This window comes from Streptomyces sp. NPDC002935 (genome assembly GCF_040611295.1).
GTDB lineage: Bacteria > Actinomycetota > Actinomycetes > Streptomycetales > Streptomycetaceae > Streptomyces.
Window position 1 is genome coordinate 56015 of the sequence record NZ_JBEXNW010000031.1, and the last position, 24748, is coordinate 80762.

Here is a 24748-nt window from a genome sequence, read left to right on the forward strand (position 1 = left end):
GGGGGACGTCTTGGTAGTACCTGAAAGACCCGAAACACCGGAAAGACCGAGCGTGCCCGAGTCCGCGGGGTCCGCCGTGTCCGCGGGGTCCGTGGAGTCCGTGGAGGTTCCGGCGGCCGAGTCCGTCGAGCTCCCCGAGTCCGCCGAGTCCGCCGAGTCCGCCGAGTCCGCCGAATCGGGCGGTGTCCCGTCCGTGCCGAGGGCCCGTCGGCGCGGGCGTACGGCCCTGCTCATCGCCACGGCCGCCGTGCTCGGTCTCGTCGCCGGCACCTGCGCCGGATATCTGGTCCAGGCCGATCGCGAGCCCACGAAGCTGCCACCGCTTTCGCAGCCGGTGGTGGCCCAGGCCAAGGGCGACGGCCCCGAGCCGCTGTCCGCCGCCCAGGACCACCGGGTGAAGACGGACGGCGACCTGCGCAAGCTGCTGATCAGCCGGCCGAAGGGCACGAAGGTGCCCGACTGGGCGCCCGAACAGGACGGCTGGCTCACCTTGGCGGCCTACGCGGACTCCTTGAAGAACGCGGACCGCGAGTTCACGGATCTGATCAAGGCGGAGTTCCGCCGGGGGGCCGGAGTGAGCTGGACCGAGGGACGCGCCTACAGCGTCCAGATCCGGCTGGTGCAGTACCGCCAGGAGGAGTACCTCAGCGCGGCGGCCCAGGCGAGCGGGTGGGACGTGCGGGAAACGCGGAGCTGGCCCGTCCCCGGTGCGGGCGACGGCATGGTCTACCTCTCGGAGCCGGAGAGGAAGGCCGGATACCTGCCGTTCTACAAGGCGCAGGCGACGGCCTCGCGCGGTGACATCGCCATGGAGATCTGGATCTACGACTCCAAGCCGATCCCGAAGTCGAAAATCATGGACCTGGCCGAGCGGCAGTTGGAGCGGCTGTGAACGAGCGACCTGTGAACCCTGAGGACGCGGAATCCGTTCCGGCCCCGGCCACACCTGAGGCGAACGCTCTGGAGCCGGTTTCTACCGAGCCGGTTTCTACCGAGCCGGTTTCTACCGAGCCGGTTTCTACCGAGCCGGTTTCTACCGAACCGGCTTCAACTGGGCCGGACTCCCCTGACGCGAACGCCGTCGCACCGGTGCTGCCGCAGTCGGCCGCACCGGAGACCGTCGCCGCGGAGACCGCGCAGGTGAAGAAGCGCGTTCGCCGTGGCCGCGTCGCCGCCGTCGCCGGTGCCGTGCTGCTCGTCGGTGCCGTCGTCGCGGGCAGCGCCTACACCGTCGTGACCGTTCAGGACGCCGACCGCGACGCCGGCGCGCCGTCCTGGAAGTTCCCGAAGACCGTGAGCGAGGAGACCGAGCCGCCGAAGCCGGCATCGTCGCTCGCCGCCATGCTCGTGCCGTACAACGACACGCACCTGAGCCGCGGTCCGGACATCGCGGGGTTCGGCACCGATGCCGCGCTGAACGGCGGAGCGGCCACAGCCCTGCGCAAGGAGTCGCTCCGCGATCTGCCGCGTTCCCAACGGCGGCGGATCGAGAAGCAGATCGACAAGCAGCACACCAAGGGCATCGCCATGCGCAGCTACCTCAACGTGGGCTCCACGATCGGCGGCGCAGCCACCTTCACCGCCGAGATCGAGCTGTCCCAGATCGAGGACAGGCAGGCCGTCCGGAACATGTCGACGTTCCAGAACGAGTTCTTCGACGCCCTCGAGATCTTCCGCTCGGGCCCGAAGATCAAGGGCCACAAGAACGCCAGGTGCTTCCTGCCGCCCACGGACAAGAAGGAGGAGCTCGACCTGATGATCTGCTCCGGCTACCAGGGCGACGTGCTGGTGAACGCCATCGCCTACGCGGCCAAGCCGCTGGACACCGAGAGGGTCGCGCAGCTCTTCCGCGAGCAGCTCGACCGTATCCAGGAGCCGGGGGAAGCGGTATGACCGAGCAGACGACACCGGTCGAGGAGATCACGCCGGAATCCGTACCGCAGGCCGCACCGCAGCCCGTCGGACCGGAACCCGTACCGCAGTCCGTCGAACCGGAACCCGCACCGCAGCCCGTAGAACCGGAAGTCGAACCGCAGGTTGCCGGCCCCCAGGCGGCCGAGCAGCCGCCGGCCGAGGCGCCGCCCACGGCCGCCGCGGTCGAGGGGATGGCCGTCGAGCCTCAGGCGGCGCCCGTCAAGGTCAAGAAGGACCGCCGGGTGCTGCGCGCCGTCCTGCGCTGGACCGCCGCCACCGTGGTCGTCGCCGCCGTCGGCTCCGCCGCCGCGTACGGCATCACCGGTATGGAGCGCACCGACGTACCCGGTCTTGCGACGGAGTCCGACGGGCGCTGGGAGTATCCGACGATCGTCAGGCCTCCACTGCCGTCCGGCAGCCCGGGACCGTTCGCTGACTCCAACAAGGCAGGCTCCCACTACGCCGATCTGCGCAAGCTCTTGCTCCCGGCCCCGAAGGGCGCGAAGGCCGACGCGGCGCTGCGCGGCGAGGACGGCTGGCTGGCGCGGAAGAACTTCCTGGCGCAGTACGGGAAGGCGGACGGGGAAACCATGGACCAGTTGCTGACCGACTACGGTCTGCGGCACATCGCCGCGCGCGGCTGGACCGTCGCCGACGGCACCCGGACGCGGGTCTACCTGCTCCAGTTCGGCACCGCCACCGCCGCCTACGAGCTCGTCACCGACGAGCTGGCGAACTACGACTCACCGCGGTACGCGCTGCGGGAGGCAGCCCTGACCGAGCGGGACGGGCAGTTCCCCGACAAGGTATCGGTCGACGAGGTCGTCCGGTACGCGTACGCGGAGAGCAAGCCGTACGGCGCCGAGCAGGCCCGGGAGGCGTGCCTGCTGGCCGGGGACACCGTGGCCCTCGTGGTGCAGTCCCGCAAGGGTGCCGCGCCCGAGATCCCCTTCCAGCAGACGGTGGTCCTGCAGAGCCAGCTCCTCGGCTGAGGCCGCTCGCCACGACAGGGCGCACCTGAAAGAGAGTGCCGGGCCCCAGCCGCGTAAGCTGGGGCCCGGCTTTTGTGTACCACCCCGGTCTCGGCTGCGCCCGAGCGGGGACCCGTTCAGCTCACCGAGGAGCACCCCGTGGAGATCTTCTTCGAAACCCTGCTGGCCTTGGTCTGCGTCGGCGTGCTCGCCTTCGCCGGACTGACCGTGAAGAAGCTGTACCAGGGCCAGCGCTGACCCCCATCAAGGAACTGCTCAGCTCATGATCGAGATCCCGTCGGACCTCCACAAGGACCTGGTCCCCCTTGTCTTCCTGCTCGGCGACTGGGCCGGAGTCGGCGTGTACGACTTCCCCGGCTCCGAGAAGTGCAACTTCGGGCAGGAGGTCAGCTTCACCCACGACGGGCGGGACTTCCTGGAGTACCGCTCGCACAGCTGGGTGCTCGACGCGGACGGCGAGAAGGTCCGGCCGCTGGAGACGGAGACCGGTTTCTGGCGCGTCGACGCCGACCGCAAGGTCGAGGTCGTGATGACCCGCGACGACGGCGTCGTCGAGATCTGGTACGGCGAGCTGGCCGACAAGAAGCCGCAGATCGACCTGGTCACCGACGCCGTGGCCCGTACGGCCGCGTCCGGCCCCTACAGCGGCGGCAAGCGCCTCTACGGCTATGTGCACAGCGACCTCATGTGGGTCGGCGAGAAGCAGACCCCCGAGGTCGAGCTGCGCCCCTACATGTCCGGGCACCTGAAGAAGGTCGTCACCCCGGAGGACGTCGAGCGCTGGGCCAAGGACCTGCCCGACGACATGCCGGACGACGGGATCGCCTTCTTCAAGTAGGCCGCACGGTAGTCGCCCAGTAGGTCGCCGCACAGTTCGTGGCCCAGGTCGCCCCGCAGTTCGTAGGTCGCCGTGCAGTTCATCAGGTCGGCACCGAGGGGAATGGTCCTAGACTTCGAGTGTGGTGAGCACCGACTGGAAGAGCGACCTCAGGCAGCGCGGCTACCGGCTGACGCCGCAGCGCCAGCTTGTCCTCGAAGCAGTGGACACCCTGGAGCACGCGACCCCCGACGACATCCTCGTGGAAGTGAGGAAGACGGCGTCGGGGGTCAACATTTCCACCGTCTACCGGACCCTGGAGCTCCTGGAGGAGCTCGATCTGGTCAGCCATGCCCATCTGGGCCACGGCGCACCGACCTACCACCTGGCCGACCGGCACCACCACATCCACCTCGTCTGCCGCGACTGCACGAACGTCATCGAGGCCGATGTCTCGGTCGCCGCCGAGTTCACCGCGAAGCTCCGGGACACCTTCGGCTTCGAGACGGACATGAAGCACTTCGCCATCTTCGGACGCTGCAAGGACTGCACGGCCCGGGACAAGTGACCCGGTGATCACACGGTCGTCGGCGCAGAAATAAAATCGGCGGCCGCGCGGTCGTAGTGTGTATGTCCATGAAGAGCTCACTCCTGTCCCTGCCCGGCGCCGTTCCCGCCGAAGGCGTGGACGAAGGCGTCGCCGCCCATTACGGCGACCTGTTCCGTGAGCAGCGCGCCCTCGCCGACGGGATCGGCTTCGTGGACCTCTCGCACCGCGGAGTCGTCACCGTCACCGGCGACGACCGGCTCACCTGGCTGCACCTGCTGCTCACCCAGCACGTCACCGACCTCCCGGCGGGCCGCGCCACCGAGGCGCTGATCCTCTCCGCGCACGGCCACATCGAGCACGCGCTGTACCTCGTGGACGACGGCACGACGGTATGGATGCACACGGAACCCGACACCCAGGACGCGCTGATCGCCTACCTGGAGTCGATGAAGTTCTTCTACCGCGTCGAAGTCGCCGACCGTACCGCCGACTTCGCGGTCGTCGAGCTCCCGGCCGGTTCGATCGCCGAGGTCCCCGAGGGAGTCGTCGTCCGCGAGACGCCGTACGGCCGTGATCTCTTCCTCCCGCGCGCGGACCTGGAGTCGTTCGCCGAGAAGGCCGGCCCCGCGGCCGGACTCCTCGCCCACGAGGCCCTGCGGGTCGAGCAGCACCGGCCCCGCGTCGGCTTCGAGACCGACCACCGCACCATCCCGCACGAGTTGGGCTGGATCGGCACCGCGGTGCACCTCCAGAAGGGCTGCTACCGCGGCCAGGAGACGGTCGCCCGCGTCCAGAACCTGGGCAAGCCCCCGCGTCGGCTGGTCTTCCTCCACCTGGACGGCAGCGAGGTCCATCTGCCCCCGCACGGCACCGAGCTGCGCCTCGCGGACGAGGACCCCGACGGCCGCAAGATCGGCTTCATCACGACATCCGTACGCCATCACGAACTGGGCCCGATCGCCCTGGCCCTCGTGAAGCGCAACGTGCCGCTGGACGCCCGGCTGATGGCGGACTCGACGGCGGCGGCGCAGGAGGTCGTGGTCGAGCCGTAGGGCTCACATCTGAGGGCGGCCCGTACCTCCGACAGGACTCACATCTCCGGGAGAACCGGGAGTACTCGCGCCTTCGGGCGGGCTCACATCTCCAGGAGGACGGTGAACGGGCCGTCGTTCGTCAGGGAGACGCGCATCTGGGCGCCGAAGCGGCCCGTGGCCACCGTGGCGCCCAGAGCGCGGAGTTGGGCGACGACCTCGTCGACGAGGGGCTCGGCCACATCGCCGGGTGCGGCGGCGTTCCAGGTGGGGCGGCGGCCCTTGCGGGCGTCGCCGTACAGCGTGAACTGGCTGATGACGAGCAGCGGCGCGTCGATGTCGGAGCAGGACCGCTCTTCGGCCAACATCCGAACGGACCAGAGTTTGCGGGCGAGTTGGGCCGCCTTCTCCTTGGTGTCCTCGTGTGTGACCCCGACGAGGACGCACAGTCCCTCGCCGCTGATCTCGCCGACCGTCTCGCCGTCCACGACGACGCTCGCGCCGTCCACCCTCTGCACCACCGCACGCATGCGGACCATGATGCCGTGTCATGGCGGCGTCGCGCGCCGCGGGCCCTTCGCGTGATTTTCAGGGGGAACCGACCCGCCATCCGGGGCCGATCGGGGGCACTCGGTCACATGGCGACCACAGAGGGTGGCACGATGCGGGGTGTCGCGGTGCACCCGTTGGGTGGACCGCTGTTCGAGGGGACGGTAGAGGCACATGGGCACATCGAGTACCGGGCAGCAGCCCGGGGCCGTGTCATTGACCCGCACAAGCGCACGGGCGGAGCGGATGACGGCCCGGCCGCCGGTGCAGCGCACCGACAGCGGCCCGCTGGCGGCCGATCCGGCCCGGCCCGACATCGAGGTGCTCCGGCTGCCCGAGCTGCGGACGCTGCGCCGGGACTCCCAGCGGGACGAGGCCGACCTCAGCTATGTCCGGCGGCTGCTCCAGGGGCGTATCGACATCCTGCGCGCGGAGCTCGCGCGCCGCGGGGAGCGGCGGTTGCCCGGCGCGGCCTCCGGGCACCGGTCGCTCGTGGACGGCCGGAACCCGTCCGTCGTCGAGCGGCTCTCGGAGATCCTGACGGACGCGCCGGCCCGGTACCGCTCCTCCGCCCGTCATGTGACGGTGGGCACGCCGCGCGGCGAGGAGTACCGGGCGCTGGCCGCCGACATGCTCGCCGAGGTGGAGCTGTCGGACCTCGGCGCCCGGACGGACGAAGAGCTCGGCGCGGGACTGGGACGCCTCGTCCGCTATGAGCAGCAGGTCTCCCGGCAGCGCCAGCAGCTTCAGCGCACGGCCGACGACTGCAGCGCCGAGATCGCCCGCAGGTACCGTGAAGGTGAAGCACAAGTAGACGACCTGCTCATGTGACGTGGCGGCCCCGGCGATCCCGGGGCCGAGGGAGGGCGCCGGAATCCAGGAGGCGCGCTTCCGTTCCGCGGAGGCGGGGCGCGGTCCGGGACACGACCCGGCCGTCGCCTTCCGGGCGGGTCCCGTTCCGGAAGGCCACCGCCGATGTCCGTCGCTCCCCGCACGCCCGAAGGCTCCCCCGTCCCCGACGGCACACCGGGCATACCCGGCGTGCCGGGTGCGCCCAGTACGCCCGGCACGACATGGACGCCCGGTACGCCCGGTACGCCCGACATGCTCCCGGTCCTCGCCGAGGTCGTACGTTCCGGGTTCGTCGAGGGCCGCCACCGCGGCAGCCTGGTGGTGCTGGCCGCGGACGGGACGGTCGAGCTGGCGCTCGGCGACGTGACGGCGCCGGTCTTCCCCCGCTCGTCGAACAAGCCCATGCAGGCCGCGGGCGTCCTGCGCGCGGGCCTGGATCTGTCCGGGGAACGCCTCGCCCTCGCCGCCGCGAGCCACTCCGGCGAGATCTTCCACCGCGACCTGGTCCACAAGATGCTCGTCGAGCACGGACTGACCGCCGGGCAGCTCCAGTGCCCGCCGGATCTGCCGCTGGACCCCGCCGAGGCCGAGACCTTCCTCGCCTCCGGTGCTGTGCGCGACCGGGTCACCATGAACTGCTCCGGCAAGCACACGGCGATGCTCGCGGTGTGCGCGCAGCGCGGCTGGCCCACCGATTCGTACCTCGATCCCGGGCACCCCCTCCAGCGGCTGATCCACTCCGTCGTCGAGGAGAACGCCGGGGAGACCGTCGCCGCGGTCGGCACGGACGGCTGCGGGGCGCCGCTGATGGCCATCACCCTCGCCGGCCTCGCCCGCGCCTTCCGCTCCTTCGTCCTCGCGGCCCCCGGCTCCGCCGAGCGCCGCGTCGCCGACGCCATGCGCACGCACCCCGAGTACGTGGCCGGCACCCGGCGCCCCGACACCTGGCTGATGCGCGAGATCCCGGGCGCCCTCTCCAAGATGGGCGCCGAAGCAGTCCAGGCGGTCGCCCTCCCCGACGGCCGTGCGCTCGCCTTCAAGATCGACGACGGCGGGGGCCGGGCACTGGGCCCCGTCCTGGCCCGCGCGCTGGGCCTGCTGGGCGTGGACGCGCCGGTGGTGGCGCGGATCGGCAGCGCACCCCTGCTGGGCGGCGGACGCGAGGTGGGCGAGATCCGGGCGGCTTTCTGAGGCGCCGGGCGCGAGGCGGCGGATTGAGTCGGCCTATCTGAGGGCGTGCGCGCGAGGCGGGGCGATTGGCCGGGCGTTCTGCGGGGTTGCGCGTGAGGCGGGGGATTGGGGCGGCGTTCCGCGGCGCCGGGCGCGGGCTCTGGGTGGTTCGGGTGGCTCTCCGTAGAGGAAGGGGCGGAAGGGGTGGGGCGGAGGCGCTGGGGCGGAAGGGGTGGGGTGGAAATCCCCGCGACACCGCTCCGACGTCCCCCTAGCGTGGCCCCATGACCCCGCACGACGCCATCGACACGATCGACGTACGACCCATCGCCGCCCCCGAGATCCCGGACTGGCTGCGCGCGCTGAAAACGGGATTCCTGCGATCGCCCGCCGTCTCGGAGCAGGAGGCCGAGGCCCGGGCGTCGGGGCTTCTCCTGCCGAGGACGCTGGGCGCGTTCGACGGCTCCCGCTGCGTCGCGACGTTCAGGTCGTTCCCGCAGGAGCTCACCGTGGTCGGCGGAGCGGTCGTCCCCGCGGACGCGATCTCCAACGTGACCGTCTCGCCCACGCACCGCCGCCGGGGCCTGCTCACCCGCATGATGGAGGCCGATCTGGCGGCGGCGAGGAAGCGGGGCGATGTCGTCGCGACGCTCATCGCCGCCGAGTACCCGATCTACGGCCGCTACGGCTTCGGCCCCGTCACCACCTCGGCCGAGTGGACCGTCGACGTACCGCGCACCGGTCTGGACCCCCGCTGGGCGGGCCCCGCCGACGGTGGCCGTATCGACCTCGTGGACGCCGAGGACGTCCGCAAGGCGGGCCCCGAACTGCACGAACGGTTGCGGCGCGGCCTTCCCGGCGCGGTCAGTCGCGACGCCCGCTGGTGGCAGGTCAACACCGGTCTGCTGAAGCTCGGCGACCCCTGGAAGGAACCGTTCTACGCCGCGTACCGCTCGGCGTCCGGCGAGGTCGAGGGCCTGGTCGCCTACGAGTCGGACGACAACTGGGGCGACTCCAACCAGCCCCGGAACACGGCGGACGTGAAGTGGCTGCTCGCGGTGACGCCGGCGGCCGAGCGCGCCCTGTGGCAGTACCTCTGCTCGATCGACTGGATCACCCGGGTCAAGAGCGGCCGACGCGCCCCCGACGACCTGCTGCCGCACTTCCTGCCGGATCCGCGCGCCGCCCGCATCACCACCCAGTCGGACTGGCTGTGGGTGCGGATCCTGGATGTCGTACGGGCTCTGCAGGCACGGACGTACGGGGCTGCCGGGACGCTCGTGCTGGAGGTCATGGACGAGAGCGGGCCGGACGGCGGCCGCTATCGGCTCCAGGTCGCCCCGGACGGTACGGCGACCTGCGAACCGACCACCGAGTCCGCCCAACTGGTGCTTTCCATCGCCGACTTGGCGATGCTGTGGCTCGGTGACGAGTCCGCGGTGCGGCTGGTGGCGCTGGGCCGGGTCCGGGAACAGCAAGAGGGCGCCGCCTCCGATGCCGACGCCCTGCTGCGGACGTCCAGGCGACCGTGGTGCCCGGACATCTTCTGAACTGCTGTTTCCGGTAGGGCGGTTCTCCTTCCCACTCGGGTGCCGGCTGTTGATCCGTAGCGATTCAGTTGTGGTTGTGGTGGTGCGGGTTGGTGCGGTGGTGCGGACTGACCGGGCTCCCGGCTCCCCTCCGGAAGGGAGCCCGGTCAGCCGGACTGGCGGACGGTGGCGTCCGGTCAGCCGGACTGGGCGAGCAGCATCACGAGGATCACGGCCCCGATGCCGCTGATCATGGTGTTCCGGGCCTTGAGCCCGACGGACAGCGCGACGAACGCGATGATGCCCATCGGCCCGTACTCCCACTGGATGACTTGCTCGAATCCGATGGCGAGGGCGGCGACGGCGAGGGCGACGAGCGGCATGACGGTCCCTCCTTCGGGACGGGGAGGCGGACCCCCGCTGAGGACCGTCCGCCCGGACCACCTGGCCTGCAGGCGGAGTTTCGGCGGCCAACCCTCGGGAAGTTTGACCATGTTGCGCAAGTTGGCGACCAACTCACAGTTAGTTATCTCCGTGTTGGGACGACTCATAACCACCTATCCGACAACTGCCAAAAGATGGCGAGAAGTTGTAGGGTTCTGGTTGTGGACCCGGAGCATGCCGCCGTCAACGGGCGGAACAGGTCACCACGGCCACCGAGGTCACACCGAGAGGTGGCCGACGAGCTGCGCAGCCGGATCAGGTCCGGTCAGCTGCGGGCCGGCCAGCGCATGCCGACCCAGGCCAAACTGGCCGACGAGTTCGGTGTCGAGCGCGGCGCGGTGCGCCAGGCGCTGCGCATCCTGCAGACGGAGCAGCTGCTGGTCGATGTGACCAAGGGGAGCCCGGCGACGGTCGCGGATCATCCCGAGAGGGCGCTGACCGGGCCGGAATCGCGGCCGCAGTCCACCATGGTGGCACTCGCCCCGCGGATCACGGCGGCCTTCGCGGTCCCGCACGTGGAGATCGACGCGCTCTGTCTGACCGCGGTGTCGCTCACCCTCGCCATGGGCGAGCCGTTGCGCGAGGTTCACGCGGGGCGCCTAAAACCGGCCAGGGTCGACGTCCGGGTGCTGCTGCCGAGCCGGGACATCGACCTCGCGTTTCCCACGCCGGTCGACGACCTGGAGGACGACCGTCCGCGGCGTCGCTGGCTCGCCCAGCGCAACGCCCAGGTGCAGGTCCTGCGGCACAACCTGCTGGCGTTGCGGGCCACGCACGGCATCGACGTGCGGGTCTCGTTCCGCGCGCTGCCCTTCACTCCGCCCGTGAAGCTGTACCTGCTCAACGAGGCGGAGGCGCTGTTCGCGTACTACACGCTCACGCGGCGGGGCGAGGAGATCGACCACGAATACCTGGAGATGTACGACGCCGAGGGCACCCAGTCGATGCTGTTTCCCTTCAGCCAGGGGGAGGGACTGCGGGACACCACGTTCGTGGAACAGTCCCACCTCTGGTTCAACGCGTTGTGGGAGACCATCAGTTCCGAGCTGCTGTTCACGAACTGATGGCAGGCCCCGCGACCAGCAGGGCCAGCACGACGGCCCCGATGGAGCTGCACGTGGGGTTCTTCGCCTTGATCCCGATGGTGAGCAGCAGCAGCCCGACGATGCCCGTCGGCCCGTACTGCCATTGAACGAGTTGCTCGAAGCCGACGACGAAGACGGCGGAGAGGAGGGCTATGGCGGGCATGGTGGTTCCTCCTGCTTCTTCAGTGACCTGCTCGGGGTGGTGGGTGCCGCGGCTGGGCGAGGGGGAGGCAAAACTTCCGCCAACTTGGCCAAGTTGGCAACCAACTCTGACTAGGTTGTCCCCACTTGGTGACTGTCCATAAACAACTTTCGAATAACTCCCCTGAGATGGGGGAGAGTTGTACCGTTTGGTCGTGACTCAGGAGAACGTTGTGACGAGTGACAGCAGCAGAAGGCTTTCGCCCCAGGAGATCGCCGACGTCCTGCGGGAGCGCATCCGCTCCGGCGAGCTGAAGGCGGGCGACCGGCTGCCCACCCAGGCGGAGCTGGCCGACGAGTTCGGTGTCGAGCGCGGTGCCGTCCGGCTGGCCCTGCGCGCGCTCCAGGAGGGCGGCCTCCTCAGCAACGTCAGCAAGGGCAGCCCGCCACGGATCGCCGACGTCACTCCCACCCGGGACGGACCGCAGCCGACCATGGTGGGCCTCACGCCGCGTCTCACCGAGGCGTTCTCCGTGCCCCACGTGCGGATCGACGCGGCCTGTCTCACCGCGGAGACGCTGATGGTGGCGCTCAGTGAGCCGCTCCGCCAGATCCACGACGGCAGGATCCACCCCGAGCGCATCGACTTCCGGATCCTGCTGCCCAGCCGGGAGATCAACCTGGCGTTCCCGATCTCCGTCGAGGGCCGCAGCGACGACGACCCGGTCCACAAGCGCTGGCTGGAGCAGCGCAACGCCCAGGGGCACGTCCTGCGCCACAACCTCCAGTCCCTGCGCTCCTCCCACGGCATCGACGTCCACGTGACCTTCCGGGCGCTTCCGTTCACGCCACCGGTGAAGCTCTACCTGCTCAACGAGTCGGAGGCGCTGATCGCCTACTACATGATCACCAGGCGCGAGGAGACCACCCTGGAGGACGGAGTCCTGGACATGTTCGACACCCTCGGCTCCGCGTCCCTCCTCTTCTCCTTCGAGAGGCGGACGGGGCTACGGGACGCCGCTTTCGTGGACGAATCCCAGAAGTGGTTCGACGCCCTCTGGGAAACCATCACCACGGACCTGAAACTCTCCTAGTGACTTCTGATACGACGCAGCAGACTGATGCGGTGGCGGCACAGACAGAGAGCCTGCGGCATGCGATCACCCGCGCGCGCTTCGTGCTCTTCGACTTCGACGGGCCGATCTGCCGGCTGTTCGCGGGGCACTCGGCGGAGCGGGTGGCGAAGGATCTGGTCGAGTGGCTCGAACGACAGGGGATGCGCGGGCTGCTGACCTCGGAGGAACGCGAACACCCCGACCCGCTGGCGGTTCTGCACGCGGTCGACCGGCGGCGTCCGCGCAGCGACCTGGTGACCGAACTGGAGGCACGGTTCACCCAGCAGGAGCTCAAGGCGGTGCCCACCGCCTGGCCCACCGCGTACGCGGACCCGCTGATACGGACCTGGAGCGCCGTCGGCGCCCGGCTGGCGGTCACCACCAACAACTCCCCGCTGACGGCGTCCCGTTACCTGGCCGGCCGGGGGCTGACCGAATGCTTCACGCCCAACATCTACGGCCGCACCAAGGATCTGACCCACCTCAAGCCGGACCCGCACTGCCTCAACCAGGCCCTGAACGCCCTCGGCGCCGCTCCCTCGGCGGCCCTCATGATCGGCGATGCCCCGTCCGACTTCTACGCGGCCGAGCGGGCCGGGGTTCCGTTCCTGGGCTACGCGCGTCACGAGGACAAGGAGAAACTGCTGCGGGACGCGGGAGCCGAGCACGTGGTGGCCTCGCTGGAGACCGTGCTCCGGGTGCTGCTGGGTCAGCACTGACACCACCCCGACCGTGTGAACGCAAAGACGTTTCCGCCTGACGCCGCGAGGTGTTGCCGCTGCTCAGTACCCGCTTTCGCGGCAGTGGGCGACCAATTGCCCGGCAAGGGAGCCGAGATGAAAGGCGCCTTTCTGGCACCATACGCACGCATGGGGGAGTACCGTTCTCCCCTCTTTCCCATGGGTCTGCGGTCACGCGAGAGAACGGTCAATGTCACCCGAATCGGCTTCCCCGGCTCTGCGACGAGCCGTTGAGGTGAGTGGCGACGTAGGAGCGGTCGAAGGACCACTCCATGGCTACCACCATGAGACGTATGTCTTTCCCCTGCCGGGTGGGACCGGACTGACCGAGCCGGGCCGCGGGAAGTGCCGGGAGCCGCGCCCCGGCCTGTTGTGGTTCGACCGGCGCTGCTTCGCCTCCGAGGAACAGCTGCTCCGCGCTCTGGAGGGACGCATCGAGGGCATCCCCGATCTCATTCAGGCGGATACGGTCAGCCTTCAGCGGTTCATCGAGGGAAAGACACTGGGAACGCTGTACGGGTCGGGCAGCGAGATCCCTCCGTCCATTGTCGGGCAAATCGTTTCCCTCTTCCGGCAGTTGGCCCGCATCAGACCCGATTCCCTCGCCGCGGACCGTACGTGCAAATCCGTGGACCGGGCCGCCGAAGGCGACACCTCGGGCTTTTTGGAGCGGCTCATCCTGTTCACGGAAGAGCGGGTGTACCAGCGGAATATGCCGGGATTCAAGGGCCTGTTCTACGACCTCGGACTGGACGGAGTCTCCTTCACGAGACTCCGGGGGCATGTGTCGGGACTGACCCGGCGCCCTTTCTGTCTGCTGCACGCCGATCTCCACCGCGAGAACTTCGTGGTCGATGCCGAGGACAGGCTCTGGACGATCGACTGGGAACTGGCGCTGTTCGGAGACCCGTTGTACGACCTGGCCACCCACCTCTACCTGATGCGGTATCCGGAGGACCAGGAGAAGCGGATGATCCGGGACTGGTGCGCGGCCGTCGAGAGCGTGGCCCCGGGCAGTTCGGCCGGGTGGAAGGGCGACCTGCCCAAGCTGCTCGCCTACAAGCGCGCCCAGTCCGTCTTCACCGACGTCATCCGGACGGCCCTGCCGCTGGCCGCGCAGCCGACGGTCGACGGGAGTCTCCTCGCCCACGCGAGCGGCAAGATCCGGAAGGTGCTGAGCGCCGCGGAGGAACCGCTGGGGTTCACGACACCGACCGCGGAGCACATCACGGCCTCGCTGGAGAAGTGGCACGACCGCTACGACCCGATCGGCGGCAAACCCCTGCCGTGACACGCGCCGCGCGACGACGGCCGGCGCCGTCAGCGAGATCTTCAGCAGGCGTGAGGTCGAAGCTCCTCACCGGCAGTCTTTGACCTCAAGTCCGGTCGAGGTCAAGCGCGACAAGGGGCGACACGGGCGACACGGGCGTTACGGACGAGGGGCCGGGCCGCGTGCCGCGCGGGGTCTCGGGCCGGCCGCGGGGGGCCGAGTGGTGCGTAGGCTCGTGACCATGAGTGACACCGGACTGCGCGAACGCAAGAAGCAACGGATGTACCAGGCCGTCTCCGACACCGCCATCGGCCTCTTCCTCGAGAAGGGGTTCGACGCCGTGTCCGTCGCCGAGGTCGCGGCCGCCGCCGAGATCTCCAAGCCGACGCTCTTCCGGTACTTCCCGGCCAAGGAGGACCTGGTCCTGCACCGGTTCGCGGACCACGAGACGGAGGCCGCGCGCATCGTCGTGGAGGGCAGGGCGGCCGGGCGGACCGCGATCGACGCGCTCCGCGAGCACTTCCTGGACGGGTTGCGGCGCGAGGACCCCGTCACCGGGCTCAACGAACATCCCGGCGTTCTGGCCTTCCACCGGCTGCTCTACGGGACCCCGTCGCTGGTGGCGCGGATGTACGGGTATCTGGAGCGGTCCGAGGCCGCGCTCGCCGAGGCCCTCGCCGAACCGCTGGGCGACGGGCTCGACGCACGGCTCGCCGCCGGACAGATCACCGCCGTGCGCCGCATCCTCGCCGAGGAGAACCTGCGGCGGATCGCGGAGGGGGAGCGGGTGACGGACGTACGCCAGGACGCCGTGGCGGCGGCCGAGCGGGCCTTCGCGCAGCTGGCGTCGGGGCTGCCGGGGCTCGCCCAACAAGTCGTTACTGAGTAAAGAATGTTACCCGGTTGCGTTATTCCGCTATGCTGGATGGAATGACGTCACCCGACCCCGCCCCGAGGCGTGCCCCGGACCCGCCGCTCGCCCGCTTCCTCTCCCGCGAGCGTGCCTTCCACGACACCTGTCGCGCCGCTCTCGCCGCGATGGTGGACGGCGCCGAGGAGCAGGTCGTCACCGGGGAGGACGTCTCCGCCTCCGGCGCCGACGCCGAGGTGCTCGGACATGTGCTGCGCAGCCAGGCGAAGGAGCTGCGGGAGCTGCCCCAAGGGCCCTTGTTCTTCGGCCGGTTGGACTTCGAGGCCTCGCGCGCGGCGGCCGGCGACCACGCCGGGCAGAGCTATCACATCGGGCGGCTGCGGATCAGGGAACACCCCGCCGCCCCGCCCCTCGTCGTCGACTGGCGTGCCCCCGTCTCGCGCGCCTTCTACCAGGCGAGCGTCCGCGAACCCCAGGGTGTCGCCGTCCGCCGCCGCTTCGGCTGGGCCCCCGGCAGCCGCGGCGACTCCGCCGACCTCACGGGCCTGGAGGACGAGCACATCGCGGCGGAACGGACCGGAGCCGCCGGCGCCGGGCGCGCGGCCGTCGGGGGCCAGGTCATCAAGGGCGAGGCCATCGAGGGTGAGGGGCACGGGTACGAGCGCGGCGGCAGCGGGACTGCCGGGAGCCGGACGGCCGGGAGCGGGGCCGGTCACGGCAGTTCGATCCTCGCCGGGGAGATCGAGCGCCCCCGCGTCGGCCCCATGCGTGACATCGCCGCCACCATCCAGCCCGAACAGGACGATCTGGTACGAGGTGATCTCACGGCCTCGGTCTGTGTGCAGGGCGCCCCGGGCACCGGCAAAACGGCAGTCGGCCTGCACCGGGCCGCCTACCTCCTCTACACGCATCCGCAGCGCATCCGCCGCGGCGGACTGCTGATCCTCGGCCCCAACCGCACCTTCCTGTCGTACATCGCGGAGGTCCTGCCCGCTCTCGGGGAGACCGGCGTACGGCAGTCGACGATCGGGGAGGAGATCGCCGGCCACCCGGTGAAGGCCGAGGACGACACACGGGTCGCGGTCGTCAAGCACGACGCCCGGATGGCACAGGTGCTGCGCCGGGCGCTGTACGGGAACATCGGCGTACCGGCCGACTCCCTCGCCGTGCCGGACGGCACCTACCGCTGGCGCGTCCCCGTCGCTGTACTGCGCCGCATCGTGGACGGCGTACGCGCCGAGGAACCGCCGTACGCCGTGGGGCGGGAGCGGGTGCGGACGCGGGTCGTGCGGTATGTGCGGGAGCGGGCCGAGCTGCGGGCCGGCCCGCAGACGAACGCCTGGGCGCAGCGGATCTCGCGTGCCCGGCCGGTCGGCGCGTACGTCGACGCGGTGTGGCCACGGGTGCGCCCCGAGGAACTGCTCGCCCGACTTCTCACCGACGCCGAGGCGTTGGAGTGGGCGGCCGACGGAATCCTCGACGCCGACGAGCAAAAGGCGGTCCTGTGGGCGAAGCCGCCACGTTCATGGAAGTCGGCGCGCTGGTCGTCCGCCGATCTGGTCCTCCTCGACGAGATCGCCGGGCTCATCGAACACCCCGAGGGATACGGCCACTTGGTGATCGACGAGGCACAGGACCTGTCGCCGATGGAGTGCCGGGCGATCGCGCGGCGGGCCTCCTTCGGTTCGCTGACCGTGCTCGGCGACCTGGCGCAGGGCACGACTCCCTGGGCGGCACGGGAGTGGGACGAACTCCTCCTCCATCTCGGCAAACCGGACGCCGTCGTCGTCCCCCTGACGACCGGATTCCGGGTGCCCGAGGTCATCGTCGAACTCGCCAACCGGGTGCTGGACCGCCTCGGCGTGGGTGTGCCTTTGGCCCGATCTCTGTGCAGGGACGGCGAGTTGACGATCCGGCCGACCTCCGACCCGTCGGCCGAGACCGTCGCGGCCGTGCGGGAGGCGCTCGCGCACGAGGGGTCCATCGGGGTCATCGCCGCCGACGCGGACGTCGCAGGGGTCCGGGAGGCGCTCGGCGCCGCGGGGATCAGGGCGGCCGGTGTCGATGAACTGGGCGCCCGGATCGCGGTGTTGCCCGCGAGCCTCGCCAAGGGTCTGGAGTACGACCATGTCGTGGCCGTGGAACCGGCCGCGATCGCGGAGGCGGAGGCCCGCGGGCTGCACCGGCTCTACGTGGTGCTGACCCGGGCGGTGTCGCGCCTGGACGTGATCCACGCACGACCGCTGCCCTGGTGACTCCGGCGGTTCACCAGGGCAGTCGTCGGCCGTCGCGGAAGAAGCCGCCGGTGGGGCCGTCGTCCGCGAGGGTCGCCGCCCAGACGACGCTCGCGGCGCCCTCCTCGACGGGCCGACCGCCCGGCCCGCCCATGTCGGTGGCGACCCAGCCAGGACAGACCGCGTTCACCAGAATCCCGTCGGAACGCAGCTCGGCGGCGAACATCCTGGTCAGGGCGTTGAGAGCTGCCTTCGATGCTGAGTACGCCGGGGTTCCGCCGCCCATGCCCGCGAGGGACGCGGCCTCGCTGGAGACGTTCACGATCCGCGGGTGCCGGCTCGCGCGCAGCAGCGGGAGCAGGGCCTGGGTCAGCCTCCAGGGCCCGTACAGATTGGTCTCGGCCGCCTCCCGTACGACGTCCAGGTCGGCGGTCGTGGCGCGCTGCCAGGTGTCGTACGCGATCGCCGCGTTGTTGATCAGCACGTCGAGGGCGTCGATGTCCCGGGCCGCCGCCGCGATGTCCGCCTCGGAGGTGACGTCGAGGCGGAGCGGGCGGACGTCGGGCAGTCCGATGGCATCGGCCGCGTCGGCTGCGGCCTCCGCGGACCGGGCCGTCAGGTACACGGTGTGGCCGTCGGAGGCCAGTCGGCGGGCGACCTCACGGCCGATACCGCGGTTGGCACCGGTGACGAGCGCGATCACGGGGTCGCTCCGGCAGGGTCCAGGAGTGGGATCAACTGCTCTTCCTCATACGTCAGATGGGCTTCGAGTTCGCTCGTGAGGCGGTCCACCTCGGAGCGTACGCGGCCGGGGTCCGCGTCCTCGGCAGCGACGACCCGGCGCAGCTCGTCGAGGAGTCCGGAGATCCGTTCGTGCTCGTGACGCAGCCGGTCGAGGACGGGTGCCGCTTCGGGACGGTGGCCGGCGAGCATCGGGAAGATGCCCAGCTCCTCGCCGGTGTGGTGGTTGTGCAGGCCCTGGCAGAGAGTGAGGCAGTTGACGCGGAGCTGGGCGCCCAGGGACGCGGTGCCCTGTTCGGTCACCTCCTTGCGGATCAGGGCGAGTTCGCGCCGGAAGGCGTCGTGGACGACCTTCAGCGCTTCGGCCATGGAGTCGGCGTCGATGTTCGGCGGGCCGTCCTTGGGCAGCGCGCGCAGGGCGACGACGGGAATGACTCGGTCGGTCTTCGCCTGGTACTCCGCCCACCCCGGGTCGGCCTCCACCGCACGGGCGAAGACACGGTCGCGCTCGGCGCGTTCGAGCACGACGGCTTCCGCCTCGTACCTGAAGACGCCGTCCTCGACGGTCACCCGCGGATGTGCGACGAGGTTGCGGAACCAGTCGGGATGCCGGGGCGCGCCACCGGCCGACGCGATGACGAGCACCCGCTCGCCGCCGTCGGGGTAGTAGCCGACGGGGGTCGTGTGCGGGGTCCCGGTCCGTGCCCCGAGGGTTGTCAGCAGAATAAGCCGCGCTCCCTCGAAATATCCGCCGACGCGCCCGCCATTGGCGCGGAATTCCCCGATGACCTGTTGATTGAAGGGGTTGGGCATTCTCTTCCTTTTTCTGTTTTCGGGCAGGGTGAATTACCGCGGGGCGAATGCGGTCCGCGGTATGTCAGGTGCTCGGTGGATTGCGCGATCGCGTGCGCGGGCCCGTGTCCCGTACGAGGGGTACGCAGAGAAAAGCGCCTACGGGCGCGGGGTTCGTACGAGCTCACAGGGGGCGCACGCAGGCAGCGCGCGCCGGAGGCGCACAGGGAAAGGCGTACGAGGAGAGAATTCGTACGAAGGAAGAGAACGGGGGGCGGCGCTCTGGCCCGCCCCGGCCTCACTCGGAGGCCGGGTACCCGATTCGCTCACGGCACAAGGCCGACCCGGCAGTCATGGACGTCACCGTAATGCCTCTTTGTGGCGCAAGGCAATAGCGATTTCCGTAAGGCGGCCGAATCGGCGACTGTGACGGTGCTCCCGCGCTCCTGTGTTCTCGTGTTTCAGGCGCCGAGAGCCGCGACTTCGATGCGGCGCAGGTCGTCCGGTTCGGCGATGACCTTGATCTCGGTGATGAGGCCGTCGTCCGTGACGGCGAACGTGAGGACCAGGCTGAGCCGGCCGAAGGGGGCCATGACGAGGCCGACCGTGCCGTCCAGAAGAGCGGGGCCGGTGAAGCGGGCGCGGCCGGTGGCGGCCATCGCGCTCCCGGCGACCGTGGCCGCGCCGCCGACCACGACCGGTTCGGGGGTCGGGATGACGGACCGGTCGGCGTGCAGGACGACATCGGGATGCAGGAGGGCGACCAGCGCCTCGAAGTCTCCGCCGCGGGTGGCGGCCAGGAACGCGTCGACCACTCGGCGCCGACGGGCCAGATCGGCCTCCGGCAGGGGAGAGGCGCCCTTCACGCGGCGACGGGCGCGGCTCGCGAGCTGTCGTACCGCCGCGGGAGACCGTTCGAGCAGCGGGCCGATCTCGTCGAACGGCACGGCGAACAGGTCGTGCAGCACGAAGGCGAGCCGCTCGGCGGGGGTGAGGGTGTCGAGGACGACCAGCAGCGCCACTCCGACCGAATCGGCGAGCACCGCCTCCTCTTCGGGGTCGCCGCCGCTCCCGGGGCCGACGGGCCGGTCGGCGATCCGTGGGTCGAGAGGGTCCTCGCGCCGGCGTTCCCGCGTACGGAGCATGTTCAGACACACCCGTGCCACGATCGTGGTCAGCCAGCCGGCGAGGTTGCCGACGGCGTCGATGTCCGCCGGGGCTGCCCGCAGCCACGCTTCCTGGACGGCGTCATCGGCCTCGCTCACCGAGCCGAGCATCCGGTAGGCGACCGCCCGCAGATGCGGCCGCTGCTCCTCGAAACGCTCGGCCGGCCATGCGCTCTCGGTCACCGTGTCACATTCCCTTCACCCGTGGTGTCAGTGAAGTAGAACATCGGAACCCGCTGACGGGGCCCGGGTTTTCACACCCCCGGCCCCCCACCACCTTGGGAGCAGCCATGACGACCAGCTCGGCGAACCCGTCCGACCCGTCCACCCCGTCGACGATCCTGGTCACCGGCGGTACGGGCACTCTCGGAAGCCTCGTCGTCCCGCTGTTGCGCGAGGCCGGACACGACGTGCGCGTCCTGAGCCGGCACGGCCGGGGGACCGTCGACGGCGTCGCGCACGTGGCCGTCGACCTCCTCGACGGCGAGGGCATCGAGGCCGCTCTGACCGGCGTCGGAACCGTCCTGCATCTCGCGGGCGGCCCCAAGGGCGATGACCTCGCGACCCGCAACCTCGTGCGGGCCGCCCGGGACGCGGACGTACGGCACTTCGTCTACATCTCCGTCATCGGCGCGGACCGTGTTCCGCTGGCCTGGCTCAGGTCCAAGCTGGACGCCGAGCGCGCGATCGCCGGGTCGGGGCTGCCGTGGACGACGCTGCGGGCGGCCCAGTTCAACGAGTTGACCCTGAAGATGGTGGCCACGATGGCGAGGATGCCGGTGTTCCCGGCGCCGGGCGGCCTGCGGCTTCAGCCGGTCGACGCGCGCGATGTGGCGGCCCGCATCACGGAACTCACGCTCGGCAGCCCGTCCGGCCTGGTCCCCGACCTCGCCGGACCCGAGGTGTACACCCTCACCGAACTCGCCGACGGCTACGCCGAGGCCCGCGGCAAGCGGCGCCGTCCGATACTGCCGGTCCGGATCCCGGGCAAGGCGGGACGCGCGTACCGGGCGGGCGACAACCTCGCGCCGGCCGGGGCGCAGACAGGAAAGAGGACGTGGGAGGACTTCCTGGCGGAGCGCGTGGGCCAGGGGGCGCCGCTCACGTCGGCGCGGGTCCGCGACGCCGGGTAGGAGCACTCCCGCACGGCTGCGCGACCGAGGCTTGCGGCCCGCGGACAACAGAAGGACCGGCACGCCGCCGCGGCACATGTACCCCAACACCTTTCAGGCAGTCGGCATCCGGCTAAACGAATTGGTACCCGGCCCACTCGGCGAGCGGGCGATAGCCGAGGCGCTGGTAGAGGGCGTTGCTGATGGGGTTGGACAGGTCCGCGAACAGCACGACCTCCCGGGCGCCCGCGGCCAGCGCGGCCCGGCTCACCTCCGCCGTCACGGCTCCCGCGTAGCCGCGCCCGCGCAGGTGGGCCGGGGTGTAGACGATGTCCACCTGGATCTGGCCGCCGATCATCGGGTTCATGCCCGCGACGGAGACGGGAGTGCCGTCCGGGGTCTCCCACAACGTGTAGCGCTTGTCGGCGAAGCGCGTACCGGCCCAGGAGTCGGCGTCGATGGAGACGACTTCCCCGACGGCCTTGGCGAACTCGCCGCACCAGAACATGGCCTGGTCAAGGTCCTGGTCGCCCAGGACGCGGCCCCGGCCCGCCGGTAGCGGCTCCGGTGGGGTGAGCGTGCCGAGGCGGTACAGGCGGAGCCGCGTGTCGCGGGGTTTCGGCGTCGCGCCGGTGTGCCGCTGCCAGGCCTCGGCGAAAGCGGTGGCGGTGGTGTGGTCCGCGCTGACGGAGCCGAGGGAGTGCCCGAGGGCGGCCAGCCGGGCGGCGAGGCTGTCGGCCTGCTCGGGCGTGAGCGGCGTGAGGCCCAGACCGCCGGACGGGAGGCGGTAGAAGGCGGCGTGGACCTCGCCCGCTCGGTCCAGCACGCCGAAGACGGGGGCTTCTGTGCCGAAGGCGGCCGCCCCGCGCGTTCGCAGTCTCGCGGTCCACGTCAGCGGCATGACGTGCAGGCCGGGCCGCGAGCGCAGGAAGTCCCCGGCCCGGGCGAGAAAGTCGTCGACGTCTTCGGCGAGGTGCCAGTCATCCGGGTGCATGCTTCATGATTTCCCACGCCGTGGAAGCGCCCAACGGTTTTCCGCCAGGGCGCGGAAGTGGGGCCTCCGCAACTCCTCAGCGAGCCCTGCTGGGCCTGGAGTTGACGCTGCGTCACCCGTTACGGGGCGAGCCGCACGCGGATGCCCAGCGTCCCGTCCGCTCCCCGGCGCAGCCGGCTGTCGAGAATCATGAGGCGGCCGAGGATGCCGTACTTGCGGGCGATGAGTGAGCGGTAGCGGGCGCCGGTCGCCTTGTCGGCGATCTCGGCGGTGGCCGGGATCTGGTCACCCGTCGGGTTGCCGCGCAGGTCGCAGGGGCCGACGAGGATGTCGCCGCGTGCCCGGATCCTCTTGACCTTCCAGGAGTCGGCGGGGGTCCGCACCCCCAGTGCGTCACCGTCGCGCACCACCCACACCGGGGAGGTGACCGGGGTGCCGTTCTTGCGGTAGCTGGTGACGAGCAGGTACTTGCCGGCGCCGAGCCGTTCCAGCAGCGTGTCGTCCATGATGCGTTTCTGCTCCTTGTCATTGCGTTCGGGGTCGTTGGCCACTTGGGCGGCGTACCGCGATGTCAGTTCGGGGGCAGCCGCCATGCGGCGAGAATCAAGTCGATGCCGGCCTTGGTGGACACTGGGTTCTGGCCCGTGATCTTCGAGTGTGGGCCGCCATCACGCCTCCTTGCCTGCCTCGGGGCTGGCCACGGGGATGGTGTTCAGCCCTGCTCGGTGGGGCGTACGAGCATTTCGTTGACGGCGACGTGCCGGGGGCGGGTGGCGATGTAGCCGATGGCGTCGGCGATGTCCTGGCTCTGCAGCCGCTCGATGTCGCCCAGGCCGGCGACGATCAGCTGCTGGACGACTTCCGAGTTGTGGGTGCGCAGTTCGGTGTCGACGCTGCCCGGCTCGACGACGGAAACGCGGACGTGCTGGCGTCCCAGTTCCTGGCGCAGTGCCTCGCTGAAGCCTCCGACGCCGAACTTGGTGGCGCTGTACACGGCGGACATGGCGAAGGCGGTGCGGCCGTTCAGCGAGCTGATGTTGATGATGTCGGCGACCTGGCGCGGCGCTTCGGCGGCGGCCTTGACCAGGTGGGGGACGGCCGCGTGGGTGGTGTACATCAGGCCCATGAGGTTGATGTCGATCATGCGCTGCCAGTCGTTCAGGTCCGCGCCGGGGGTGGGCCCGAGGAGCATGAGGCCGGCGTTGTTGACCAGGATGTCCAGGCGGCCGAGGCCCTCGACGGTCCGCTCGACCGCTGCCGCGGCGGCCTGGGCGGTGGTGATGTCGGCGGGCACGACCAGAGCCTTGCCGCCCGCCTCGGAGATTTCCGCGGCGAGGCCGGTGAGCCGGTCCTCGCGTCGGCCGACCAGGGCCACGGAGGCCCCCTCGCGGGCGAGCTCCAGCGCGGTGGCGTGGCCGATGCCGCTGGACGCTCCGGTGACCAGAGCGACGGTTCCTTCGAGGCGACGAGTCTGCGTCATGGTTCAAGCCTTTCGATGAACGGCCACGTTGCTCGGGGCCGTACGGGACAGGGGGAAGACAGCCCTGCCGGCGAGGGCCGTGCAGGGGTGGAGGCCGCTCAAGGCAGAGCCGAGGGCACAATGGGGAGGTGAGCAGCACTGGGCAGAAGACCACCGACGCCAAGCATCGGCAGAGCACGATCGAGGGAGACCTGCCACCTCGCGAACGCCTGGTCAGGGCCGCCTCGCGGCTGTTCTACTACGAGGGCGTACGCGCGATCGGCGTGGAGCGGCTGATCGCCGAGGCCGGGGTGACGAAGGCGACCTTCTACCGGCACTTCGCCGCCAAGGACGACCTGGTCGTGGCCTATCTGCTGACCAAGGACGCCTACTACAAGGACGTGGCCGAACCGCTGGCCGCCGCGCACCCGCCCGCGGAAGCGATCGACCTGATCTTCGAGGCGATCGCCGAGCATGCCCGCGAGCGTGGCTTTCGAGGATCGCCGTTCATAAACGCGGCCGCCGAGTACCCGGACGCCACCCATCCGGTCCGCGGCCTGGTGACGACCCACCGGGACTGGATCCGCACCCTCTTCCAGGGACTGCTCACCCGGCTCGGCCACACCGACCCCAAGTCGGCCGCCGGCGCCCTGCTGATGCTGTACGACGGAGCGATGGCAGCCGGCTACCTGGACGACTCGACGGCCGCCCACAAGACCCTGCTGGACGCGGTCCGCCTGATCCGATCGGGAGGCTGACCCCATCGAGGCCGCGCGAAACACCGGCCCCCTGTTGGACCCCGGGCAAGCCAGGGCGCTGATTGGCTTCATGGAGCTTTCATCTCTGTTCGACGTGCACCGGGATCCACTGGCAGTTGCTTGCCTGGTTGGCAGTCCCGCCCGGAAGGCCGAGACGCCCACCCTCACGAGGTAGGAAGACCGGTCGTTCTACCTCTTGACGATAACCCTCCTGGCGTCTTCGCGCCAGCGGTCGAGCGGCTTGTGGGATCCCTCACGGGCTGCTGCCGCCTCGGGGGCCCTCCCGGCCTGCCTGGCCGAACTCGCCTGTTCCCTCGTCTCCCGGCATCACCTTCGGACATGGTCGCGGCGACGAAGTGAAGGCCGCGGTCGACGGCTGCTTCGGCCCCCGGTCCGGTGGGTCGAGGGTGGTGTGGGCGCCC

At 70.5% G+C, this 24748-nt stretch carries 26 protein-coding genes; 17 read left to right on the forward strand and 9 right to left on the reverse strand.

Going from position 1 to position 24748, the window contains the following annotated elements; all coding sequences use genetic code 11:
- Positions 1 to 52: 52 nt before the first annotated feature.
- From ABZX90_RS32740 to ABZX90_RS32765, 6 genes are all read left to right on the forward strand, one after another.
- A complete protein-coding gene (locus ABZX90_RS32740; protein ID WP_355210944.1) occupies positions 53 to 892 on the forward strand; it encodes a hypothetical protein in 840 nt (279 codons plus the stop codon).
- A 197-nt stretch (positions 893 to 1089) separates the two neighbouring features.
- Positions 1090 to 1893: a hypothetical protein gene (locus ABZX90_RS32745; protein WP_355210947.1), complete on the forward strand. Its 804-nt coding sequence runs from the start codon at positions 1090 to 1092 to the stop codon at positions 1891 to 1893.
- 212 nt (positions 1894 to 2105) lie between these two features.
- Positions 2106 to 2906, forward strand: a complete 801-nt coding sequence (locus tag ABZX90_RS32750) for a hypothetical protein (protein WP_355211052.1) — start codon at positions 2106 to 2108, stop codon at positions 2904 to 2906.
- A gap of 262 nt (positions 2907 to 3168) precedes the next feature.
- A complete protein-coding gene (locus ABZX90_RS32755) occupies positions 3169 to 3744 on the forward strand; it encodes an FABP family protein (RefSeq protein WP_351131628.1) in 576 nt (191 codons plus the stop codon).
- A 121-nt stretch (positions 3745 to 3865) separates the two neighbouring features.
- Positions 3866 to 4291, forward strand: a complete 426-nt coding sequence (locus tag ABZX90_RS32760) for a transcriptional repressor (RefSeq protein ID WP_351131629.1) — start codon at positions 3866 to 3868, stop codon at positions 4289 to 4291.
- Between the two features lie 68 nt (positions 4292 to 4359).
- Positions 4360 to 5325: a folate-binding protein gene (locus tag ABZX90_RS32765; protein ID WP_351131631.1), complete on the forward strand. Its 966-nt coding sequence runs from the start codon at positions 4360 to 4362 to the stop codon at positions 5323 to 5325.
- An 83-nt stretch (positions 5326 to 5408) separates the two neighbouring features.
- Here ABZX90_RS32765 and dtd read toward each other — a convergent pair whose 3' ends face one another.
- Positions 5409 to 5834, reverse strand: a complete 426-nt coding sequence (dtd, locus tag ABZX90_RS32770; RefSeq protein ID WP_351131632.1) for a D-aminoacyl-tRNA deacylase — start codon at positions 5832 to 5834, stop codon at positions 5409 to 5411.
- A 193-nt stretch (positions 5835 to 6027) separates the two neighbouring features.
- Here dtd and ABZX90_RS32775 point away from each other — a divergent pair, with 193 nt between their 5' ends.
- The 3 genes from ABZX90_RS32775 to ABZX90_RS32785 all read left to right on the forward strand — a co-directional run bounded on the left by ABZX90_RS32775 (position 6028) and on the right by ABZX90_RS32785 (position 9425).
- Complete coding sequence (locus ABZX90_RS32775; RefSeq protein ID WP_351131633.1) at positions 6028 to 6684, forward strand: AmfC protein; 657 nt, start codon at positions 6028 to 6030, stop codon at positions 6682 to 6684.
- A 273-nt stretch (positions 6685 to 6957) separates the two neighbouring features.
- On the forward strand, positions 6958 to 7896 hold the full coding sequence (locus tag ABZX90_RS32780) for an asparaginase (protein ID WP_351131667.1): 939 nt from the start codon (positions 6958 to 6960) through the stop codon (positions 7894 to 7896).
- A gap of 263 nt (positions 7897 to 8159) precedes the next feature.
- The gene (locus ABZX90_RS32785; RefSeq protein ID WP_351131635.1) at positions 8160 to 9425 is read left to right on the forward strand and encodes a GNAT family N-acetyltransferase; all 1266 of its coding nucleotides are present in this window, start codon (positions 8160 to 8162) and stop codon (positions 9423 to 9425) included.
- Positions 9426 to 9601: 176 nt separating this feature from the next.
- On the opposite strand, the gene ABZX90_RS32790 is transcribed toward ABZX90_RS32785, so the two are convergent.
- Positions 9602 to 9787 carry a hypothetical protein gene (locus ABZX90_RS32790; RefSeq protein WP_351131636.1) on the reverse strand — a complete coding sequence of 62 codons (186 nt, stop codon included), beginning with the start codon at positions 9785 to 9787 and terminating at the stop codon, positions 9602 to 9604.
- A gap of 216 nt (positions 9788 to 10003) precedes the next feature.
- On the opposite strand from ABZX90_RS32790, the gene ABZX90_RS32795 reads away from it, so the two are divergent.
- On the forward strand, positions 10004 to 10912 hold the full coding sequence (locus ABZX90_RS32795) for a GntR family transcriptional regulator (protein WP_351131668.1): 909 nt from the start codon (positions 10004 to 10006) through the stop codon (positions 10910 to 10912).
- Here ABZX90_RS32795 and ABZX90_RS32800 read toward each other — a convergent pair.
- On the reverse strand, positions 10902 to 11096 hold the full coding sequence (locus ABZX90_RS32800) for a hypothetical protein (RefSeq protein ID WP_328554757.1): 195 nt from the start codon (positions 11094 to 11096) through the stop codon (positions 10902 to 10904). The genes ABZX90_RS32795 and ABZX90_RS32800 overlap by 11 nt on opposite strands.
- A 187-nt stretch (positions 11097 to 11283) precedes the next feature.
- On the opposite strand from ABZX90_RS32800, the gene ABZX90_RS32805 reads away from it, so the two are divergent.
- From ABZX90_RS32805 to ABZX90_RS32825, 5 genes are all read left to right on the forward strand, one after another.
- Entirely contained in the window at positions 11284 to 12168 is an 885-nt protein-coding gene (locus ABZX90_RS32805) for a GntR family transcriptional regulator (RefSeq protein WP_351131638.1), read from the forward strand.
- Positions 12117 to 12908 carry an HAD family hydrolase gene (locus ABZX90_RS32810; RefSeq protein ID WP_351131639.1) on the forward strand — a complete coding sequence of 264 codons (792 nt, stop codon included), beginning with the start codon at positions 12117 to 12119 and terminating at the stop codon, positions 12906 to 12908. The genes ABZX90_RS32805 and ABZX90_RS32810 overlap by 52 nt, the downstream gene beginning before the upstream one ends.
- Before the next feature lie 256 nt (positions 12909 to 13164).
- Entirely contained in the window at positions 13165 to 14220 is a 1056-nt protein-coding gene (locus tag ABZX90_RS32815) for an aminoglycoside phosphotransferase family protein (protein ID WP_355210956.1), read from the forward strand.
- Positions 14221 to 14440: 220 nt separating this feature from the next.
- Entirely contained in the window at positions 14441 to 15088 is a 648-nt protein-coding gene (locus ABZX90_RS32820) for a TetR family transcriptional regulator (RefSeq protein WP_351131643.1), read from the forward strand.
- A gap of 41 nt (positions 15089 to 15129) precedes the next feature.
- The gene (locus ABZX90_RS32825; protein WP_355210959.1) at positions 15130 to 17325 is read left to right on the forward strand and encodes an AAA family ATPase; all 2196 of its coding nucleotides are present in this window, start codon (positions 15130 to 15132) and stop codon (positions 17323 to 17325) included.
- 10 nt (positions 17326 to 17335) lie between these two features.
- Here ABZX90_RS32825 and ABZX90_RS32830 read toward each other — a convergent pair whose 3' ends face one another.
- The 3 genes from ABZX90_RS32830 to ABZX90_RS32840 form a co-directional block, all read right to left on the reverse strand.
- Positions 17336 to 18007, reverse strand: a complete 672-nt coding sequence (locus tag ABZX90_RS32830; RefSeq protein ID WP_351131646.1) for an SDR family NAD(P)-dependent oxidoreductase — start codon at positions 18005 to 18007, stop codon at positions 17336 to 17338.
- Positions 18004 to 18858 (reverse strand): nitroreductase/quinone reductase family protein, encoded by an 855-nt coding sequence (locus ABZX90_RS32835; protein WP_351131648.1) that lies wholly within the window; start codon positions 18856 to 18858, stop codon positions 18004 to 18006. The genes ABZX90_RS32830 and ABZX90_RS32835 overlap by 4 nt, the downstream gene beginning before the upstream one ends.
- 440 nt (positions 18859 to 19298) lie before the next feature.
- On the reverse strand, positions 19299 to 20186 hold the full coding sequence (locus ABZX90_RS32840; protein WP_355210964.1) for a sigma-70 family RNA polymerase sigma factor: 888 nt from the start codon (positions 20184 to 20186) through the stop codon (positions 19299 to 19301).
- 107 nt (positions 20187 to 20293) lie between these two features.
- Between ABZX90_RS32840 and ABZX90_RS32845 the strand changes: the two genes are divergently transcribed.
- On the forward strand, positions 20294 to 21136 hold the full coding sequence (locus ABZX90_RS32845) for an NAD(P)H-binding protein (RefSeq protein ID WP_355210967.1): 843 nt from the start codon (positions 20294 to 20296) through the stop codon (positions 21134 to 21136).
- Positions 21137 to 21248: 112 nt separating this feature from the next.
- Here the strand turns inward: ABZX90_RS32845 and ABZX90_RS32850 are convergent, their stop codons facing one another.
- From ABZX90_RS32850 to ABZX90_RS32860, 3 genes are all read right to left on the reverse strand, one after another.
- Entirely contained in the window at positions 21249 to 22109 is an 861-nt protein-coding gene (locus ABZX90_RS32850; RefSeq protein WP_355210970.1) for a GNAT family N-acetyltransferase, read from the reverse strand.
- Positions 22110 to 22228: 119 nt separating this feature from the next.
- Positions 22229 to 22615 (reverse strand): PPOX class F420-dependent oxidoreductase, encoded by a 387-nt coding sequence (locus tag ABZX90_RS32855; RefSeq protein ID WP_355211056.1) that lies wholly within the window; start codon positions 22613 to 22615, stop codon positions 22229 to 22231.
- Positions 22616 to 22821: 206 nt separating this feature from the next.
- Positions 22822 to 23589, reverse strand: a complete 768-nt coding sequence (locus tag ABZX90_RS32860) for an SDR family NAD(P)-dependent oxidoreductase (protein ID WP_351131652.1) — start codon at positions 23587 to 23589, stop codon at positions 22822 to 22824.
- Between the two features lie 128 nt (positions 23590 to 23717).
- Between ABZX90_RS32860 and ABZX90_RS32865 the strand changes: the two genes are divergently transcribed.
- Positions 23718 to 24326: a TetR/AcrR family transcriptional regulator gene (locus ABZX90_RS32865; protein ID WP_355210974.1), complete on the forward strand. Its 609-nt coding sequence runs from the start codon at positions 23718 to 23720 to the stop codon at positions 24324 to 24326.
- The last annotated feature ends 422 nt before the right edge of the window (positions 24327 to 24748 follow it).